Origin of the sequence: Corynebacterium sp. KPL4015, from assembly GCF_040225725.1 — a bacterium.
Lineage (GTDB): Bacteria > Actinomycetota > Actinomycetes > Mycobacteriales > Mycobacteriaceae > Corynebacterium > Corynebacterium rhinophilum.
Map to the genome: position 1 here is coordinate 1 of NZ_JBEHGF010000009.1, position 18259 is coordinate 18259.

Genomic DNA, 18259 nt, shown 5'->3' on the forward strand with positions numbered 1-18259 from the left:
GGTTACGCTTACCTGGTACTGCAAGGGTTTTTCTTTCATAGTTGATGTTGGCGACACCACGATTCGTTGGTGTCGCAGCAGCTTCTACTTGGAAGAAGCTCATTGTTGTGGCTAACTTCAAACAGATCCTTGCGATGTGCCTTGGCGGTGCTAGCTATACGCAGATCACACATACATTGGGGTGGGGTCTAACCCCCGACGTGTCCACTTTCCGGGGTCAGACCCTCACTCGTAAACTGCCTTAATAGCGGCCTCCGAATCCGCATAGGAGACTTTGACATGCGCAAAGCCACCTCCCCAATGGAACCGGACGAATAAAGCAATCAGCCGAGCCGACTCCGTCGTCCCGCCCCGGTACCAACTACCCAGAACACGGCAGTACCGAGTCCCCAGAACACCGGTACCAAAAACTCGCATCTGACACTCGTCGGAGTCTTTCCAGATCTGGTGAATCTTGCGATCAACATCATCGTAAAAAGATGTCCGATCATCTTTACCGGATAGGCGTTGCTGCTGCATATGGGCCCATGTGTAGTATCCAGACCGAGACACCTTCAAAAGGCGTGCCATGCGCTTGATGCTGTAGTTAGCCTTGCTCTGGCTGCATTAATTCGAACTTTTCTGTTCGCGTTGCCTTAAAGCGAAGAAGGCTGTCGCTTTAAGGCAAAAACTCGTTATCCATCTTGGCTTCTGCCAGCTCACGACGCAGACGAGCATTCTCAGCACGAAGAGCCGCCTCGCTTAGCCCATCAGAGGATCCTTAGGCGTTGACGCTCATTTTTTACCCACCGGACTAAAAGGCCAGGTGCGACACCAATTTCTTTCGCTACATGAGCAATTGGGCGTTCTGACTCGATTACTAGGTTTGCGGCTTCACGCCGGTACTCCGGCGTGTATTTCTGGCGTTGTTGACTGACAATGAACATCCTCTCTTACGGACACAAAATCCGCACTAATCGGGTGTCCACTAAACGAGTGGTAACCTCAAAATTCTGAATTTAGTTTATTATCACATTATAAGTTTGCTCTCTTCTTATTTTGCCTAACTAGATCTAACATTAAAATTGTTTGTGGACGCCATCTTTAGAAAGGAAAACAATGAGAAAACCCGTGGCGTTTTTGGTTGCCACACTCCTTAGTTTTACTGGCGTAGAGGCTCACGCGGCACCGGCTCCTATGACAGCTCAGTCAAAGCATCAATCTGTGCCCAAAAATTCTGAAGATACTTTATTTTCCGAAGGTACTAAGATTCAAAGGCTTTCCGGAAGTCAATTCCAAGTATCGACCCCAGATCATCAATATCAGGTCACGGTTGATAAAGCTACAAGCACAGCGACCGTAATCGATGAAAACAACGATGAACAAACATTTAAGATTCCAAATATGCGAGGAAATTCAGTACAAGGAAAACCGGTTGTTACTCCATATTTTAATTGGTCCTCGGTGCCTTGTGCGATGCTACTTTGGGCAGTAGGAGTAATTCATCATGTCGGTTGGACAGCAGCAGCGGGAATAATCGCAGCCGAGGGGCCTGCAGGGGCAGCACTAGCCGCCGCTATTTGGGCTTATGGAGTCGATGCTTTCTTCGCTCTTGTGAGCAGCCAGTGCTAAAATCAAGTGCTTAATTTTGGAAAAGAGATCATGCACGTCACTCGAATAGAACTCGGCATAATAGTGTCAGCACTAACATGTGTTTTCGCGTTTTTCCACCAACTACCTTTGAGTATTGGATTCGCAGTCATTGGTGCCTTGCTGCTTGGTCTCCTTCCAGAGAGACAAAGATTAGATCGAAAAGCTCAGCAACGGGGAATACGCCGGTTTGGTTTATTCACAATGTGGATTGGACTCTGTTTTAGTATCGCAATCTTTGTACATGATTTTTTACTCACACAGGATGTGTATTTTCCCGCGCTAATAGCTACGCTAGCTGTTGCGGCGGCAGGAGGCTCTCTGGTACGCACGAAGAAGCTTCTGTAATGAAGTAAAGAAAGCCGTTTTTGAGACCATTACCGCGTGGCCCAACGCCGGCATTACAGCCGACACAGGCGGAGTGACCGTCACCAGAACCGCCCCATCAGTTCAGCAGAAACCACCTCACCCCGAGCCCGACTAACCCAATCACAGAGAAGCAGCGCCCTGCGGGCGCTTTCTTTTTATCCGGAAGCACTCTGCGCATATTTATCACACACCAGTTGATTATCCACAGGGTTTTAACTGCGGGTGTATCTATTCTCCCAGGTGGTCTATAGGGCCTGACCCCTGGAAAGTGGACACGTCGGGGGTAAGGACCGCAATTCTATGAACGAAAGCGCAAGGAAGGCAAGCGTCACAACGCCGCGGTCGTAGCACTCGCCCGCAGACGAATCAACGTCCTCTACGCCATGATGCGTAACCACGAGTATTACCGCGACCCCGCTCCAGCAAAGGAAGCCGCAGCAGCCTATCCCCTAACAGCGAAACAAGCCGACTCGGAAAAATCCCAGTCGGCTACCAGTCGCGCGCAAAACAACACACCTAAAAATCCCGAGTTGAGGATCCGCACCAATCAACCTCACCCGCGAGATTGACAAACTATATAGGAACACCCCCGCCTTCGTCACTCCGCTTTTCTCTCTGGGAGGCGAAGGCGCCAGCTGAACGCAGACTGGGTTAGTCGGCGCCCTCTGCCAAGCCGCCGGTATTGGAAAGCTCCACTTCCTGAATACTGACATACTGCGCGATCTCTTCGACGAAGCCTGGATCGTGGCATGTAAGCACTATTGCCGCTCCTGATTCCAGCGCGCCGTGAATTAGTTGATGCATCAGTGCTCGGTCCGTTAGCGAAAGCAGGCTATCGGGCTCATCCATGAGCAAGATTCCGTGGCCCATCCCCACCACATGTGCCGTTTGGGCCAGCCTGAGCCGGGAGGCGGATAGATCTAATGGGTGCTCAGCCGCATCAAGCTCTAGTAGCTCCCGTAACGCGCTATCGGAAACAAAGTCACCCAAGGTGGAATATATTACCTGGTCATAAGGAGATTGGAGGACCAATCCCCGGGGCTCAGCTGGGCGCTGTGCCCCATCAAGGCCGGCGGCGGCGCGCAGGAGAGACGTTTTTCCAGTACCGTTTGCCCCGCGCAACCAAGTCACGCCCCCTCCGCGAATGGGTATGGTTACCGGTCCGACGCTAAAGGTATTGCCGGAAGGCTTCGCCGATTGCCACCACCGCTTCTTTTCTTGCCCGCGGCGCGCAGTAAGCGGACCAAGAGATCCCCGGGATCCATAAGAAGAAATCACGTCTACGCTTACTGGGGCTGGTTGTGGGATCTCCCCTACGACTTCCCCACCCAATTCGGGCCAATGCATGGATGACACGGCAAGAACGCAGGTATTGCGCAGCGAATGCAATAGCTTCACCATCATCGCCAACGATGTGGGGTCAAGACCCGCGCTCGGCTCACAAATAATGAGTACCTCGGGCTCGCGGCTCGCTACGCATGCAGCGGCGAGCCTCCGCGTCTGACCGCCCGAAAGCTGGGTGGGGTTCTTCTCCGCGTAACCGCTGAGCCCCACCGCCGCGAGCATTTCCTCTCCCCGCACCTGCATGCGGGCTGGGTCCTCACCCTGGTTTTCTAATCCTAGGACCACTTCTTCGATGCAGGTATCGCGCAGGTAGCTCATCTGCGCGGAAGAGTCAGTACCGATGATGGCAGACGTAGAGAATTTTTCGCCCAGCTCTTGCGCCACGTTTTCGGCGATGGCATCCGAAGGCACAAGTACTTGGACGATGCTTCCCTTACTTGGCTGAATATCGTCTATATCCATACAAAGACCATGACTCCTATGGTTCCAAGGGGAACGATGTAGCGCAGCACGCGGGACAGGATTGAATCCGGTACCGGCCGCAAAAGGGTCCTGGTCCCCTCTTCATCAAAGCCCACGGCGGCAAGGGCGTGGCCACGCTCGGTGCCTTGGATCAAAAGGCGCGAAATCACTGGGATGACCACCCGGGAAATAGTATTGCGCCACGTCACTTTGATTCCCGCCAGCTGGTTGGCGTCGCGGACGGTCCGCCAGGCTTGCGCACCTTGCGGTAAAGACTGCAGTGAAGCACCAACGATATAGGCAATTTTGTGTCCTGCGCGCGAGACCTGGAGCCATTTCGCAATATCGGAAATTCGCAGCACGGACATCGCCACGATGAAGCACACCATTAACGCGAAAAAGCGCAGGGCTAGCGTGGCGGCAACAAGCAGGCCATCGGTTGTGACCAGCGGAATCAGTTGGTTATCGCCATAAGGGGCGTGGATCACCAGCATCGATAAGGCCACCGGAACACAGAGCGCCCCAGAGGCCAAGACGATCGCGATGGACCTCGTGGCCCACACGCCATAGGCAAGCATTGCGCCTGCGACCAGTGCAGATGTTAGTGGGCTATTGAGAGCGAGGATGAGTAGCCAACCGCACGCAGCAATGGTGAGGACCGTCGACGGGTGAAGGCGATACATTAGCGAGGCTGCAAGGATTCCCGGGTGCGCTTGGGCAAGGATTTCACGGCAGCCCACACGATAAGGAAGACGACGGCCTTATCCAGTGGGTCAGAGATGAGGGACTGCATCGTCACGGATGCAATCAAGGAGTTGCCCAGTTCGCGGAAGAGGGACGTGAGCGCGCCGGTACCGACACCAGCCGTACCACCGTAGACGAAGGCGGCAACAGGAGCGGCGAGCATACCGCAGATGATGCCGATAATGGCACCACTGACGATGACCTTCCAGATCTTGGTGAACGCACCCTTTTGAATGGCCCAGCCAGAAAGGAAGCCGGTAGCCGCGGAAACGGCGGCGAAGGGGAGCGCCATCGGGTTAAGCAGGCCCCAGACCACTGATGACAGCGTACCGGTAGCGAGCCCGGCGATGGGGCCTGCGAGGGCAGCTACCAAGATGGTTCCCACGGAGTCGATATACAGCGGAATGCCGCTCGAACCGATGATTTGGCCCACCACGATATTAAGAACCAACGCGATGGGAATAATGGCGATGGTACGAGCTGGCAGGGACGGCACGGTGCCGGCAAGCAACAGAGCCGCACCGATGAGGTAGCCGGCCAAAGTGATCAAGGCTTCGGCGGAGCCCGCTACGGACTCCCAATCGGTCGGGCGGAAAAGCACCAAGTAGATCCATGTGGCGACGACTAGCGCGGCGCCCGCGATGACCATCCCCCGGCGGGCAGGGGTAAGAGAAAGCTGAGGCATAGAGGTATTCCTAATCCATCAATGTGTAAAGGAGAATGGGGCACACTGCTTTTTTGGTCCCAGCCTATGTCACCTCAGCGTAGGAAAATGTGGCGTATGCGCTGCGGATTAGGGTAAAAGATTTATTCGCCGGGAGCAACACGCGCGCCCAAAGTTCGCAGCACCCTGTCGAATTCGCCGTGGGCGGCTGGAATGTCTGCGCTGGTCACCAGCGAGGCATTAGTCGGCCGATCCCAGTGATTGCGGAGGTCTGCGACGCTGGTACCGCGCATCAGCGCAGAGTCCGCTTCCACATCAATGGTCGTTTCTACCGCCTCAAACGGTATCTTCTTTAGGGCAATTATGCAGGTCAGAAGATCATGAATCTGGGCTTGGTAGCCTTCTTTTTGCGCTTGATGGAATTCGAAGTAGAACCGCAGTATCTCCGGCAATGTTACTGCCATCGGGTGTGTACCAAGAATCCCCTGAATTTCTGCCAAGCGCTCTGGGGTGATGAGAAATTGCTCGGTAACTTCGAGCGAGCAGAGAGTGCTGGGTAGTGCCGCTGAAGCTGCGAAATGGTGAGCTGCAGCGTGCGGATCCACCCAGAAATTCCACTCCGCAGTCGGCGTCGTATTGCCGCGGTAATTAACGGCACCGCCCATGATGGTAATCGAGCCGCACCGCGCAACGGCATCGCCATGCTCCCGCTCGAAGTCTGCCAAATTAGTTACCGGCCCGGTGATAATGAGGTGCAGACCTGGATTGTGGGCAATCGCGGTCGACCACAACTCCTGCCAGTGAATATCGCCGAAATCGTGGTCGGGTGCAGCAAGATAGCCCAAGCCGGTCTCCCCGTGTGTTTCCGGGGTTGTGGCCAGCTCAACTTCGAGCGGAGTCGGCCGCCCAGGCGCGACGGGGACCTCCGGCAATCCACAGAGGTCCAAAATCCACCGTGCATTGGTGGCAGTCTGCTGGACCTCGGCGTTTCCAGCAGTCGTGCTCACGCCCACTAATTCAATCTCGCCTGCGTGATGCAGCCCCGCTAAGTACATTAGGGCGAGGCAGTCATCAATCCCTGGATCGCAGTCGAGCAATACAGCTGGGCGCGAAACACTCATAGATAGTTTGGCTGACTATTACTTAATGGAGCTTACTGGCTTGTCGCCGTCAACGAATACGACTGGGGACGTTGGAAGCTCTTCGCGGCCCAGTACCTCTACGATGACGTCTGCCACTAGGTCACGAGACGAGGTCTGACCTTCTTGCAGCATCTTGTCCTCGGCGAACTCCAGTCCCTGCGCGGGCTCTTCCGTCAGGCCAGCGGGCTTCAGGATGATGTGTGGGATGGAGCTGTCTGCCAAGCGGTTGTCTACTTCCTTCTTGGATTCCACGTAGGCATACCACTTTTCATCGGCTGGATCGGTCGTCGCAACCTGAGAGCCGACATAAGAAATCATGACGAATTGCGGGACATCCTTGCCCAGCTTTTCCAGAGCCTCGATGGCCGCCAGGGCGCCGTCGCGGTCAACCGCCCACGTCAGCTCTGCGCCGCCACGGCCGCCGTTTCCGGCACCCCATACAACTGCGTCATAATCTGCGAATAGCTCGGCCCATTGGTCAACGGACTGCTCGGTAATATCTGCAATAACCGGCGTAGCGTTGGCCTGCTCGATATCGGCCTTTTGGTCTGGGTTACGGATAAGCGAGTGAACCTCGTGGCCAGCTTCCGCTAATTTTGGAGCCGCCAGCAGGCCAACCTTGCCGTGTCCACCGATGTACAAAACCTTTTTCTTAGTATCAGTCATAGCGCCCCATGGTAACAGCGCATTTTTTATGCTGCAGCGGCTCTTTCGCGGCGAACTAACTACATGCCGCGCCCGTGGTGTGAGCCTTACCCACCGAACCAGATAGAATATCGGTTATGTATGCCATTATGACCGTCACCGGTGCCGATAGCACCGGAATCATTGCCGCAGTGACCACGACCCTTGCTGATCTAGACATTAACGTCATTGATGTCTCGCAGACCATTATGGGTGACTACTTCACCATGATCCTCCGCGTTGAATTCGATGCGGATGCCGTATCCATCCAGACCATCAAGGAGCGGATGCGCCCGGTGGCGGAGGAAAAGCAGCAATCCATCCGCATTCAGTCCGAAGACCTCTTTACCGCCATGAACGAGATTTAACATGAGCACGCGTTTTAATACCACCAATATCTTGGACACCATCGAGATGATCGAAAATTATCGTCTCGATATCCGCACCGTGACGATGGGCATTTCCCTGCTGGGATGCACGCGCTCGACCATGGAGGCAACCTGCCAGGCCATCTACGACCGCGTAACGCAGCAAGCCGGCCGCTTGGTTGAGGTATGCGAGGGCATCGAAGGTGAACTCGGCATCCCGATCGTCAACAAGCGCATCTCCGTCACCCCAATCTCCCTCGTTGTCGCAGGCTTGGATGGCAACCCGGTCGATGCCGCACGGGCGCTGGACAAGGCCGCCAAGGAAGTAGGCGTTAACTTCGTCGGCGGCTACTCCGCACTGGTGGAAAAGGGCGCGACGAGCGCAGAACAAAAACTCATCGCCTCGATCCCAGAAGCTCTGGCTGAAACGGACGTGGTGTGTTCCTCGGTCAATATCGCCAGCTCTCGCGCCGGCATCAATATGGATGCAACGAAGCAGATGGGCGAGGTCATTAAGGAAGCCGCGGAGCTTACCAAGGATAATTCCGCAATCGCCTGCGCCAAGCTCGTCGTCTTTGCCAATTCCGTGGGCGATAATCCGTTTATGGCCGGTGCTTTCCACGGCATCGAGGAGCCGGACTGCGTCGTTTCCGTCGGTGTCTCGGGCCCTGGCGTGGTGGACCGCGCCCTCGGCTCTTTGGAGGGCGCAACCCTGGATCAGGTTGCAGAGGAAGTGAAAAAGGCCGCCTTCAAGATCACCCGCGCCGGGCAGCTCGTGGGCAATATGGCCTCCGAGCGCCTCGGCGTGCCCTTCGGCATCATTGACCTTTCCTTGGCCCCCACGGCAGAACTCGGCGATTCCGTGGCACACATCCTCGAGCACATGGGCCTCGATCAGGTGGGCACGCACGGCACGACGGCGGCATTGGCGCTGCTTAACGATGCCGTGAAGAAGGGCGGCATGATGGCATGCTCGCGCGTGGGTGGCTTGTCCGGTTCCTTCATTCCCGTCTCTGAGGACAGGGGCATGATCGATGCCGTGAAGTCCGGCTCCATTTCCATGGACAAGTTGGAGGCCATGACCGCGATCTGCTCGGTCGGCTTTGACATGATTGCACTGCCTGGTGATACCTCCGCGGCCACGATTTCCGGCATGATTGCGGATGAAGCCGCAATCGGCGTGATGAATCATAAGACCACAGCCGTGCGCGTCATTCCGGTACCTGGCGCCAAGGTGGGCGACGAGGTCAGCTTCGGTGGTCTTTTGGGCTATGCCCCTATCATCCCGGTTAATACGGTGGGCAACTCGCAGTTCATTAACCGCGGTGGCTTTATCCCCGCACCGGTGCACGGTTTCCGCAACTAGGTGTGGGGTACTCCACACCTAGGGGGACACGCGCCTAGGACAAGCGCGCAAAGCTCCCCTTAGGACTCGGAGTCTTCATTCTCCTCGCCCGGCTTTTCGGATTCTTCCCACCGGGCGAGGTTTGCTTTGAAGTGCTGAAAAGAATCCTCTAGCTGGCGCAGCTCCACCTCACCGCCGACCTGGCGGCCCGCATCGGAGTAGATAGCCTCCGCCGCCTCATCTAGGACGTCGCGGCGCTCCACGGTGCGCAGCAGTGCCACTACCTTGGCCAGGTTATTGAGCAGGCTGAGATAGATTTCGGCGTTATCGGCTGCATCGCGGCGGATTTGGGTGAACATCGCCTCAATGATCTGTTCATAGCTAAAGGTTTGATAGTCCAGGCGGAACTCGCCATCGATATGCATAATGCCTTGTGGCAGGCGCTTGTCCCCTATGACCACCAAAATTTGCGTGAAGCGATCAATGATATCGATGACCGTATAAGGGTCATTGACGCCGGTACTTAAAGCACGGGCGGCGATTTCCGCAAGGTGCCGGGCCGTAAACCGCGGGTCGTGCGCGGAGGCGTCCTCGCGATGCTGCGTGACCACGATGTGCTTTTCAATGTTTTCCGGCATGTGCGGCACGCCGTGGGCAATGACCTCGCCTTCTAACACGAGATCGCCGGGGGCGACGCCCAGATGAACAGCACAATCTTCTTCGGCCGCGGCTTGGGCAATGGACTTGTAGTCCACGAATTTCAGGTAGCCCGTTTGGGAGCTGCGGGTTGCGTCGGCGGATTCGTAGAAATCCGACCTCGGGGCCTTGGATACCTTCTCTTCCTCACCACGCTCAATGAGGCGCCGCATATGCTCTTCCACATCTTGTGCCACCACGTGCACCACGTGAGACATGCTGATGGACTGCGCGATGTGGACGATGAAGTAAATCAAAAAGACCACGCATATAAGCGCCAAGGCAATGTCGACTGCCACATTGAGCGAGGGAACGTGTTCTTGCTTGCCCTCGCCGCCGGCGCGCACGGCACGTAGAGACAGCAGCGAATAGGTAAAGGTCGCCAGGTAGATCCCCAGCGTGGACTGGATGGAACGGTCCTTTAAAAACTCGTGCAACAGGCGCGGGCCCATCACCGTCACCACGCCGGAAAGCGCGGTCAGGGTGATAAAGAACAGGGTGCCGGCCAGAGACAGCGTGGCGGTGGCAACGGCAGTGAGCAGGCCCTGGGCACTTTCCGCGCTGCCGTCATAAAGTCGAGAGAGCGCCAGATCGAAGTTGCGGTCGATCGCCAACATGCCTTCGGCCGCCACGACGGCTACCGCTACCGCTACGGCGGGAATGACCCAAAACTTATCCCGCCAGGCGGGCATCCTCTCGATCAGCGTCTTCATAAGGCTTAAGCCAGCTCGACGATTTCCATGTACTCATCGGACCACAGATCTTCATCGCCGTCCGGCATGATGATCACGCGCTCGGGGTCGAGTGCCTTGACCGCACCCGGATCGTGGGTTACCAAGACCACCGCGCCCGTGTACGTATTGAGCGCATCGAGCACCTGCTCGCGGGAGATGGGGTCGAGGTTGTTGGTCGGCTCATCGAGGAGCAGCACGTTTGCGCGGCTGGAGACCAAAGTGGCCAGCGACAGGCGGGTTTTCTCACCGCCGGACAGCGTTCCAGCCGGCTGCTGCAGTTTATCGCCGGAAAACATAAACGCGCCCAGCAGTCCGCGCAGCTCTTGCTGGTCCGCATCGGGGCAGGCCTCGATGGTGTTTTCCCACACGCTTTTATCCGGGTGGATATTGTCGTGCTCCTGGGCAAAGTAGCCAATGCGCAAACCGTGGCCACTGACGATTCCGCCTTCGCCGTCGGTGCGCTCCTCCCCCGCCAAAAGCTTCAGCAAGGTGGTCTTACCGGCACCGTTATATCCGAGGACAACGACCCTGGAGCCCTTATCGATGGCCAGGTCCACTCCCGCGAATACCTCCAGCGAGCCATACATCTTGGTCAAGCCCTTAGCGTTCATAGGCGTTTTGCCACACGCGGCCGGCTCGGGGAATTTAATATTGGCTACCTTATCCGCAACGCGCACCTCATCGAGGTCATTCATCATGCGTTCGGCTCGGTTCAGCATCTGCTTAGCCGCTGCGGCCTTGGTGGCCTTGGCACCCAATTTGGCGGCCTGCTTTTGCAACGCGGAGGCCTTCTTTTCCGCATTCGCGCGCTCGCGGCGCCGGCGCGCCTCATCAGTGGCGCGGGCATCGAGGTACTTCTTATACCCCATGTTATAGACATCCGCCTCGCCGCGCACCGCATCGAGGAACCAGACCTTATTACAGACCGCCTCAAGCAACTCGACGTCGTGGGAAATCATGACCAGACCGCCCTCGTGCTTGGACAGGAACTGGCGGAGCCAGACGATGGAGTCCGCATCCAGGTGGTTAGTGGGCTCATCCAGGAGCAACGTGGTCTGGGATTTGCCTGATCCCTCGCTGGCTGCAAAGAGGATCTGCGCCAGCTCTACGCGGCGCCGCTGGCCACCGGATAAGGTCTTAAGCTTTTGGTCTAAAACGCGTTGCGGAAGGCCTAAGTTATCGCAGATTTGAGCGCACTCGGAGTCGGCCTCGTAGCCGCCCAAGGAATCGAATTGTTCTTCCAGGCGGGAGTATTTACGGATAGCTTTGTCGCGGAATTTCTCGTCCGTTGCCGTTTCCATCAGCTCTTGCTGCTTGGCCATCCGCCGCTTGATATCATCCAGCCCGCGGGCAGAAAGCACGCGCTCGCGCGCGGTTTGCTCGATATTGCCTTCACGCGAATCCTGCGGAAGGTAGCCAATCGGACCCGAGCGAGAAACCGTGCCTCCATAAGGCTCGGTCTCACCGGCCAAGATGCGCATGGTCGTGGTCTTTCCCGCACCATTGCGGCCCACTAGCCCGATGCGATCGCCGGGTTGGACGCGGAGGTGCTGTCCGGGGGCATCGAGAAGCGTGCGGGCGCCTACGCGTACCTCAAAATCATTGGTCACAATCACGACAAGCCAGTCTAGCAATCAAAGCTCAAGGCACTAATTCACGCAGAAAAGCGGCGGTAATACTACCGCCGCTTTCCCGCTATTCCGTGGTGATTAAACCGCGAAGCCCAGAGCTTGGAGCTGCTCGCGGCCTTCTTCGGAAATCATGTGTGGGCCCCAAGGCGGCATCCACACCCAGTTGATACGCACGCCATCGGCAAGCTTCTTGCCGGTAACGATGTCCTCAACCTGCTCCGCAATGACATCGGTCAAAGGGCAGGCCGGCGAGGTCAGCGTCATGTTAATCATGGCGAGCTCTTTGCCATCTTCTTCTTCCAGCCACAGGTCATAGACCAAGCCCAAGTCAACAACGTTGATACCGAGCTCGGGGTCGATGACGTCGCGCATGAACTCGGTGATGTCAAAGGCCTTCGACAGCTGTTCTTCCGTCTGCTCCGGCCGCTCACCGCCTGCGCTGAAGGATGAATTCTCGTTCTGGTAAGGATCTACGGGATCGGTCATTTACTTCTCCACTTCATTGAGCGCATCTGCGGTGGCGGCCTGAAAAGCCTTCCACCCTAGCAGCGCGCATTTAACTCGTGCCGGGTATTGAGAAACGCCTGCAAAGGCAACACCATCGCCGATGATGTCCTCATCGCCTTCGTCCTGGCCACGCGAGGTAACCATCTTTTCAAACTCGGCAAGCTTTTTATTGGCTTCCTCCAAGGGCAGGCCGACGATCTCTTCCGCCATGACGGACGTCGATGCTTGGGAGATGGAGCAGCCTTCGGCGTCGTAGGACACATCCTCAACGGTCTTGCCATCTGCGGAAAGGTTGACGCGCAACGTGAGCTCATCACCGCATGAGGGGTTCACGTGGTGGACCTCTGCCTGGAACGGCTCGCGCAACCCCGCGTGTTGCGGATTTTTATAGTGATCCAAGATCACGTCTTGGTACATCGAATCAAGATTCATTAGGCAACTCCAAAGAAATCGCGGGCAGCCTTAATGGCTTCTACCAGCTTATCTACTTCAGCTTCCGTGTTGTATAGGTAAAAGCTGGCGCGCGCGGTGGACTGTGCACCGCAGGCGCGGTGCAGCGGCCATGCGCAGTGGTGACCTACGCGGATGGATACGCCCTGGTCATCGAGCACCTGCCCCAAATCGTGCGGGTGAACGCCTTCCACGGTAAAGGAGATGGCCGCGCCACGGTTTTCAGCCGTTTCTGGGCCAATTATGCGCAGGCCAGGAATCTCACGAAGCTGCTCCAAGGCATAGGCGGTGAGCTTCTGCTCGTGGGCATGGATATTATCCATCCCCACTTCCTCGAGGAACTTCACCGCTGCACCGAGGCCGACGACCTGGCTGGTCATCTGCGTTCCGGCTTCAAACCGCGTTGGCGGTTCCGCAAAGGTGGTGCCTTCCATCTTCACTACCTCGATCATGGATCCACCCGTTAGGAATGGAGGAAGCTTGCGCAGCAACTCGTCCTTGCCGTAGAGCACGCCCACACCATTGGGGCCACACATCTTGTGGCCTGAGAATGCGGCGAAATCCACATCCAAGGCATGGAAATCTACCGGCATGTGCGGGACGGACTGGCAGGCATCGAGCACCACCATGGCGTTAACCGCGCGGGCGCGGCGCACCATTTCCTCGACATCGGATACAGCGCCAGTCACATTGGACTGATGAGTAAACGCAACAACCTTGACGGACTCGTCGAGCTCGAGCGAATCCAGGTCGATGCGGCCATCGTCAGTCAACGAGTACCACTTCAAGGTGGCACCGGTGCGCTCACAGAGCTCTTGCCAAGGCACGAGGTTAGCGTGATGCTCGAGCTCCGTGATGACGACGGTATCGCCCTCTCCTACGTAGAGCTCGCCCGCGCGCTCATCGGAAAGCGTATAGGCAACCTCATTGAGCGCCTCGGTAGCGTTTTTCGCAAAGGCAATCTCATCGCGATCCGCGCCAACAAAGGCAGCAATGGCCTGCCGGGCCGACTCATAGGCGTTATCCGCCTCCTCAGCCAGCTGGTACGAGCCGCGGTGAACCGGGGCGTTGGTATGGAGAACGAACTCCTCCTCTGCCTTCCACACCGGCAGCGGGCGCTGGGAGGTAGCCCCCGAATCCAGGTACACCAGCGGCTTATCGCCGCGCACGGTGCGCTGCAGGATTGGGAACTGCTCCCTAATTGCGTTTACATCAAATCCAGACATAAAACTTCTTCGATTCATCGAGGATGAACCAGCACTGGGCTGGTCTTTACTGCAGGAACTGGTCGTAGCCGTCAGACTCGAGCTGGTCTGCCAACTCGGCCCCGCCGGTCTTAACAACCTGGCCGTTAGCGAATACGTGCACGAAATCGGGCTGGACGTAGTTCAGGATGCGCTTGTAGTGGGTGATCATCAAGATGCCGCCATTGGTGTCATCCTGGTAGCGGTTGATGCCATCAGAAACAATGCGCAGCGCGTCAACGTCCAAGCCGGAGTCGGTCTCATCCATGACCGCGAACTTGGGCTTTAGGATGTCCAGTTGCATGACCTCGTGGCGCTTCTTTTCGCCACCAGAAAAGCCCTCGTTGACGGAGCGGGAGATGAAGGACTTATCAATCTTCAGGTTCTCGCGAGCCTCAGTAAGTTCCTTATTCCACTCGCGCAGCTTGGGGGCCTCGCCGCGGATGGAGGTCACGGCGGAACGCATGAACTGCGATACCTTCACGCCAGGCACCTCGGTTGGGTACTGCATGGCTAGGAACAGGCCGGCGCGAGCGCGCCCCTCGACGGGCATGTCAAGAAGGTTTTCGCCATCAAGAAGCACTTCGCCTTCGGTGACCTCGTACTTCGGGTGACCGGCGATGGTGTAGGACAAGGTGGACTTGCCGGAGCCGTTGGGTCCCATGATGGCGTGGATCTCGCCCGAGTTGATGGTGAGGTTGACGCCCTTGAGGATTTCCTTGGGCTCGCCGTTTTCTTCATTCGGCAGAACCTGGGCGTGGAGATTCTTAATTTCCAGAGTAGACATAGTTTGTGGGTTTCCTTCTGTAAGTGCGTTAAGCGGAGATCTTTTCCAGTTCTTCGGAAATGCGGTTTTCCAGTTCCTCGGACAGGGATTGCACCGGAATGCGGTGGATGACCTCATTGAAGAAGCCACGAATGATGAGGCGACGAGCCTCTGCCTCCGGAATGCCGCGGGACATCAAGTAGAAAAGCTCGATATCGTCAAAGCGCCCAACCGTGGCGGCGTGGCCGGCGCCGGTGATCTCACCGGTTTCGATTTCCAAGTTCGGGATGGCGTCAGCGCGCGCACCGTCCGTGAGAATAAGGTTATTATTCGTCTCATAGGTATCGGTGCCCTGTGCGTTGGAGCGGATAAGCACGTCTCCCACCCAGCAGGTACGAGCCTCGTTCTTCTTCTCACCCTGCAATGCGCCCTTGTACAGGACATTGGAGCGACAATTCGGAACCGAGTGATCCACGAGCATGCGGTTTTCGAAGTACTGACCAGAATCGGCGAAGTACACGCCCAGCAACTCGGCGTCACCGCCAGGAGCGGTGAAGTTCACGCGTGGGACGATGCGCACGACCTCGCCGCCGAAGATGGCAGAGTTATGGCGCAGCACTGCATCGCGTCCTACCTGAGCTACCTGGTTGGACAGGTGCACCGCGTCGTTTTCCCAGTCGACATCCACGATGACGGTCAGGTGCGCGCCATCGCCGAGGATGAACTCCACGTTATCCGCATGGGTGCCAGAGCCAACGTACTTCAGCACAACGGTGGCTTCTGCATGGTGGCCTACCTCAATGGAGGTGGCACCGAAGGAGGTCACGTCCTCGCCCTTACCCGTATAGGTAATGGTGATGGGATCTTCCACCTGCACCTCAGGCTCAACGGTTACCACTTGACCTTCCGGCATGGAGGTCCATGCCTGAGCGGCCACGCGGTCAGAAGGCTTGCCCACGCGGCCAAGACGCTCATCGTCGCGGCTTACAGTCTCCGCAGAAACGCCAGGGTGCTCGCTTACTTTCACGTCCTGGGCAACCGCTTGAGCAAATTCCCCGTTGTGCAGGCCCCGCAGCTTGCGGAGGGAAACAAAACGCCATACCTCGTCGCGGCCGTGCGGTACCGGGAAATCCTCCACGTTGGTAGAGGTAAAGACGTCACCCTTGGTGATCTTATCCGGATTGAATTCGTTCGAAGCGACCATTTCTTTAGCCGACCGATCCTTCCATTTGCAGTTCGATGAGGCGGTTGAGCTCGAGGGCGTACTCCATCGGCAGCTCCTTAGCAATCGGCTCAACGAAGCCACGCACGATCATTGCCATTGCTTCTTCTTCCGCAATACCGCGGGACATGAGGTAGAACAGCTGCTCTTCAGAAACCTGCGAAACGGTTGCCTCGTGGCCCAGAGTGACGTACTCGTTGCGGATATCGTTGTACGGGTATGTGTCCGAACGCGAGATATTGTCCACGAGCAAGGCATCGCATTCCACGTTGGACGTGGAGTGGTGCGCATTCTGATTGACCTGCACCAGTCCGCGGTAAGCAGCGCGGCCACCGGCGCGGGCAACGGACTTGGAGACGATATTGGAGGAGGTGTAGGGAGCCATGTGCGTCATCTTCGCACCGGTGTCCTGGAACTGTCCCTCGCCGGCGAAGGCAACGGAGAGCACCTCACCCTTAGCGTGCGGACCGGTCATCCACACGGCCGGGTACTTCATGGTGACCTTGGAGCCGATGTTGCCATCGACCCATTCCATGGTGCCGCCCTCTTCCACCTTGGTGCGCTTGGTCACCAAGTTGTAGACGTTGCTGGACCAGTTCTGGATCGTTGTATAGCGGCAGCGGCCGCCCTTCTTCACGATGATCTCAACTACCGCGGAGTGCAGGGAGTCTGACTTGTAGATAGGCGCGGTGCAGCCTTCCACGTAGTGAACGTAGGCATCCTCATCCACGATGATGAGGGTGCGCTCAAACTGGCCCATGTTCTCAGTATTAATACGGAAGTAGGCCTGCAGCGGGATGTCAACGTGCACGCCCTTCGGGACATAAATGAAGGAGCCGCCGGACCACACTGCGGAGTTCAACGCGGAGAATTTATTGTCACCGGCAGGAATGACGGTGCCGAAGTATTCTTCAAAAAGCTCCGGGTAATCGCGCAGCGCAGTATCGGTATCAACGAAGATAACGCCCTGGCTTTCCAGGTCCTCGCGAATCTGGTGGTAGACAACCTCAGACTCGTACTGCGCGGCCACACCGGCAACTAAGCGCTGCTTTTCCGCCTCTGGAATGCCCAGCTTGTCGTAGGTGGCCTTAATATCATCCGGGAGGTCGTCCCAGGTCTGTGCCTGCTCTTCGGTGGACTTGACGTAGTACTTGATCTGGTCAAAGTCGATGCCGGAGAGATCCGCACCCCAAGAGGGAATAGGCTTCTTGTCAAAGATATTCAGAGCCTTGAGACGCTGGTTCAGCATCCACTCGGGCTCGCCCTTCTTTGCGGAAATATCGCGGACAACGTCCTCGTTCAGGCCACGGGCGGCAGAAGCGCCGGCCGAGTCCGAGTCGTGCCAGCCGTACTCATACGCACCAATAGAATCGATGATCTCATCATCGGTCATCTTATTGTCAGGTGCCGATTGTGCCTGGGTCATGACTCGCTCCTTTCAGTATTAGTTTTGACAGGTGTCAAGGGGATATTCGTGGTACAAATTCCGTGGCCATCTGCGATAGAAGCCAAAGGTTGTACGTGTTTGCCTAAGAGGGCGGAAAAGACTTCCTGCTCTGCCTCGCACAGTTCCGGATGCTCGGCCGCCACATGGGCAACCGGGCAATGGTGCTGACAGATTTGCACTCCCTGTCCAGCACGGTCCACGGTGGCGGCATACCCGTGCTTATCCAGGGTTTCAGCCAGTTTGCGCGCCACTTCCTCGACCGATTCTTCCGCGTCCACGAAGGGACGCACATCAGCGATAATGCGCTCAAACCGCGCCTTAGCGAAGTTCTTTACAGCCTCTGAACCGCCCGCAGAGCGCAGCGCGGTCAACGCTTCAGAAGCTAATTCATCATAGGCGTGGCCAAATTGCGCACGCCCACGATCCGTCAGGCGGAAGTGCTTTGCCGGTCGCCCACGCCCCGTTCCGGAGTGCATCCGCGAACGAGAAACTGGACGGCGCTCGACAACTTCCGTTAGTTCTTCTTCCACCAGAATGTCTAAATGCCGGCGGATCCCGGCGGTCGAAAGACCAAGGCGCTCACCCAGGTAAGAGGCGGTTACAGGGCCATCTTTAAGCAAAAGCAGCAGTACCTGGCGGCGGGTATCACCATCCGTGGATCGTGATTCCTTCACCGCCATATGCGCGGCTGCCGCGCGCTGCGTGTTGCCCATACCCTAAAACCTCCCTTCCTTAGGTCAGCTACCTGCAGTCGCTGTGCTCCGTCGCGCCGAAAATGCCGTCGCCACGGAAGCGCCATAACTGCGCTTTC

18 protein-coding genes and 1 pseudogene are annotated in these 18259 nt (G+C 57.0%); 4 read left to right on the forward strand and 15 right to left on the reverse strand.

Annotated features, from left to right (window positions below):
• Nucleotides 1-749: 749 nt before the first annotated feature.
• Complete coding sequence (locus ABRP64_RS04885) at nt 750-926, reverse strand: transposase (protein WP_349838703.1); 177 nt, start codon at nt 924-926, stop codon at nt 750-752.
• Nucleotides 927-1098: 172 nt separating this feature from the next.
• On the opposite strand from ABRP64_RS04885, the gene ABRP64_RS04890 reads away from it, so the two are divergent.
• Nucleotides 1099-1611: a hypothetical protein gene (locus ABRP64_RS04890; RefSeq protein ID WP_284849914.1), complete on the forward strand. Its 513-nt coding sequence runs from the start codon at nt 1099-1101 to the stop codon at nt 1609-1611.
• A gap of 680 nt (nt 1612-2291) precedes the next feature.
• A pseudogene (locus ABRP64_RS04895) lies at nt 2292-2441 on the forward strand (IS110 family transposase); the annotation flags it as partial.
• A gap of 208 nt (nt 2442-2649) precedes the next feature.
• Here ABRP64_RS04895 and ABRP64_RS04900 read toward each other — a convergent pair.
• The 5 genes from ABRP64_RS04900 to ABRP64_RS04920 form a co-directional block, all read right to left on the reverse strand.
• Nucleotides 2650-3804 carry an ATP-binding cassette domain-containing protein gene (locus tag ABRP64_RS04900; RefSeq protein ID WP_284796113.1) on the reverse strand — a complete coding sequence of 385 codons (1155 nt, stop codon included), beginning with the start codon at nt 3802-3804 and terminating at the stop codon, nt 2650-2652.
• Nucleotides 3795-4487, reverse strand: coding sequence for an energy-coupling factor transporter transmembrane component T family protein (locus tag ABRP64_RS04905; protein WP_284784095.1), 693 nt, complete (start codon nt 4485-4487; stop codon nt 3795-3797). The genes ABRP64_RS04900 and ABRP64_RS04905 overlap by 10 nt, the downstream gene beginning before the upstream one ends.
• The gene (locus tag ABRP64_RS04910) at nt 4487-5233 is read right to left on the reverse strand and encodes an ECF transporter S component (protein ID WP_005283022.1); all 747 of its coding nucleotides are present in this window, start codon (nt 5231-5233) and stop codon (nt 4487-4489) included. Before ABRP64_RS04910 ends, ABRP64_RS04905 begins: the two co-directional genes overlap by 1 nt.
• A gap of 122 nt (nt 5234-5355) precedes the next feature.
• Complete coding sequence (locus ABRP64_RS04915) at nt 5356-6333, reverse strand: nucleoside hydrolase (protein WP_284849915.1); 978 nt, start codon at nt 6331-6333, stop codon at nt 5356-5358.
• An 18-nt stretch (nt 6334-6351) separates the two neighbouring features.
• Nucleotides 6352-7020 (reverse strand): NAD(P)H-binding protein, encoded by a 669-nt coding sequence (locus ABRP64_RS04920; protein ID WP_284784102.1) that lies wholly within the window; start codon nt 7018-7020, stop codon nt 6352-6354.
• Nucleotides 7021-7136: 116 nt separating this feature from the next.
• Here ABRP64_RS04920 and ABRP64_RS04925 point away from each other — a divergent pair, with 116 nt between their 5' ends.
• Together ABRP64_RS04925 and ABRP64_RS04930 are read left to right on the forward strand one after the other, a co-directional pair.
• The gene (locus ABRP64_RS04925) at nt 7137-7406 is read left to right on the forward strand and encodes an ACT domain-containing protein (RefSeq protein ID WP_034654051.1); all 270 of its coding nucleotides are present in this window, start codon (nt 7137-7139) and stop codon (nt 7404-7406) included.
• Nucleotide 7407: 1 nt separating this feature from the next.
• Nucleotides 7408-8772, forward strand: coding sequence for a PFL family protein (locus tag ABRP64_RS04930; protein WP_284769784.1), 1365 nt, complete (start codon nt 7408-7410; stop codon nt 8770-8772).
• Between the two features lie 59 nt (nt 8773-8831).
• Here the strand turns inward: ABRP64_RS04930 and ABRP64_RS04935 are convergent, their stop codons facing one another.
• From ABRP64_RS04935 to ABRP64_RS04975, 9 genes are all read right to left on the reverse strand, one after another.
• Nucleotides 8832-10160 (reverse strand): DUF2254 domain-containing protein, encoded by a 1329-nt coding sequence (locus tag ABRP64_RS04935; RefSeq protein WP_349865655.1) that lies wholly within the window; start codon nt 10158-10160, stop codon nt 8832-8834.
• 5 nt (nt 10161-10165) lie between these two features.
• The gene (locus ABRP64_RS04940) at nt 10166-11797 is read right to left on the reverse strand and encodes an ABC-F family ATP-binding cassette domain-containing protein (RefSeq protein ID WP_284769782.1); all 1632 of its coding nucleotides are present in this window, start codon (nt 11795-11797) and stop codon (nt 10166-10168) included.
• A 93-nt stretch (nt 11798-11890) separates the two neighbouring features.
• Nucleotides 11891-12298 (reverse strand): metal-sulfur cluster assembly factor, encoded by a 408-nt coding sequence (locus ABRP64_RS04945; protein ID WP_005279145.1) that lies wholly within the window; start codon nt 12296-12298, stop codon nt 11891-11893.
• Complete coding sequence (gene sufU, locus ABRP64_RS04950; RefSeq protein WP_005279143.1) at nt 12299-12751, reverse strand: Fe-S cluster assembly sulfur transfer protein SufU; 453 nt, start codon at nt 12749-12751, stop codon at nt 12299-12301.
• Nucleotides 12751-13995 (reverse strand): cysteine desulfurase, encoded by a 1245-nt coding sequence (locus ABRP64_RS04955; protein WP_023022417.1) that lies wholly within the window; start codon nt 13993-13995, stop codon nt 12751-12753. The genes sufU and ABRP64_RS04955 overlap by 1 nt, the downstream gene beginning before the upstream one ends.
• Nucleotides 13996-14041: 46 nt before the next feature.
• Nucleotides 14042-14800 carry a Fe-S cluster assembly ATPase SufC gene (sufC, locus tag ABRP64_RS04960; protein WP_349865657.1) on the reverse strand — a complete coding sequence of 253 codons (759 nt, stop codon included), beginning with the start codon at nt 14798-14800 and terminating at the stop codon, nt 14042-14044.
• Nucleotides 14801-14828: 28 nt separating this feature from the next.
• Nucleotides 14829-15983, reverse strand: coding sequence for a Fe-S cluster assembly protein SufD (gene sufD / locus ABRP64_RS04965; protein WP_349865659.1), 1155 nt, complete (start codon nt 15981-15983; stop codon nt 14829-14831).
• Nucleotides 15984-15987: 4 nt separating this feature from the next.
• Complete coding sequence (sufB, locus tag ABRP64_RS04970; RefSeq protein WP_284769780.1) at nt 15988-17427, reverse strand: Fe-S cluster assembly protein SufB; 1440 nt, start codon at nt 17425-17427, stop codon at nt 15988-15990.
• Nucleotides 17424-18161: a helix-turn-helix transcriptional regulator gene (locus ABRP64_RS04975; RefSeq protein WP_284769779.1), complete on the reverse strand. Its 738-nt coding sequence runs from the start codon at nt 18159-18161 to the stop codon at nt 17424-17426. Before ABRP64_RS04975 ends, sufB begins: the two co-directional genes overlap by 4 nt.
• Nucleotides 18162-18259 lie beyond the last annotated feature (98 nt).

What these genes read in the sequence shown, in the direction of transcription:
- ABRP64_RS04955 (WP_023022417.1), bottom strand. Translation starts at nt 13,995, where the DNA reads ATGTCTGGATTTGATGTAAACGCAATTAGGGAGCAGTTCCCAATCCTG.
- ABRP64_RS04910 (WP_005283022.1), bottom strand. Translation starts at nt 5,233, where the DNA reads ATGCCTCAGCTTTCTCTTACCCCTGCCCGCCGGGGGATGGTCATCGCG.
- sufD (WP_349865659.1), bottom strand. Translation starts at nt 15,983, where the DNA reads ATGGTCGCTTCGAACGAATTCAATCCGGATAAGATCACCAAGGGTGAC.
- ABRP64_RS04925 (WP_034654051.1), top strand. Translation starts at nt 7,137, where the DNA reads ATGTATGCCATTATGACCGTCACCGGTGCCGATAGCACCGGAATCATT.
- ABRP64_RS04935 (WP_349865655.1), bottom strand. Translation starts at nt 10,160, where the DNA reads ATGAAGACGCTGATCGAGAGGATGCCCGCCTGGCGGGATAAGTTTTGG.
- ABRP64_RS04930 (WP_284769784.1), top strand. Translation starts at nt 7,408, where the DNA reads ATGAGCACGCGTTTTAATACCACCAATATCTTGGACACCATCGAGATG.
- ABRP64_RS04890 (WP_284849914.1), top strand. Translation starts at nt 1,099, where the DNA reads ATGAGAAAACCCGTGGCGTTTTTGGTTGCCACACTCCTTAGTTTTACT.
- ABRP64_RS04975 (WP_284769779.1), bottom strand. Translation starts at nt 18,161, where the DNA reads ATGGGCAACACGCAGCGCGCGGCAGCCGCGCATATGGCGGTGAAGGAA.
- ABRP64_RS04885 (WP_349838703.1), bottom strand. Translation starts at nt 926, where the DNA reads ATGTTCATTGTCAGTCAACAACGCCAGAAATACACGCCGGAGTACCGG.
- ABRP64_RS04945 (WP_005279145.1), bottom strand. Translation starts at nt 12,298, where the DNA reads ATGACCGATCCCGTAGATCCTTACCAGAACGAGAATTCATCCTTCAGC.
- ABRP64_RS04920 (WP_284784102.1), bottom strand. Translation starts at nt 7,020, where the DNA reads ATGACTGATACTAAGAAAAAGGTTTTGTACATCGGTGGACACGGCAAG.
- sufU (WP_005279143.1), bottom strand. Translation starts at nt 12,751, where the DNA reads ATGAATCTTGATTCGATGTACCAAGACGTGATCTTGGATCACTATAAA.
- sufB (WP_284769780.1), bottom strand. Translation starts at nt 17,427, where the DNA reads ATGACCCAGGCACAATCGGCACCTGACAATAAGATGACCGATGATGAG.
- ABRP64_RS04915 (WP_284849915.1), bottom strand. Translation starts at nt 6,333, where the DNA reads ATGAGTGTTTCGCGCCCAGCTGTATTGCTCGACTGCGATCCAGGGATT.
- ABRP64_RS04905 (WP_284784095.1), bottom strand. Translation starts at nt 4,487, where the DNA reads ATGTATCGCCTTCACCCGTCGACGGTCCTCACCATTGCTGCGTGCGGT.
- sufC (WP_349865657.1), bottom strand. Translation starts at nt 14,800, where the DNA reads ATGTCTACTCTGGAAATTAAGAATCTCCACGCCCAGGTTCTGCCGAAT.
- ABRP64_RS04900 (WP_284796113.1), bottom strand. Translation starts at nt 3,804, where the DNA reads ATGGATATAGACGATATTCAGCCAAGTAAGGGAAGCATCGTCCAAGTA.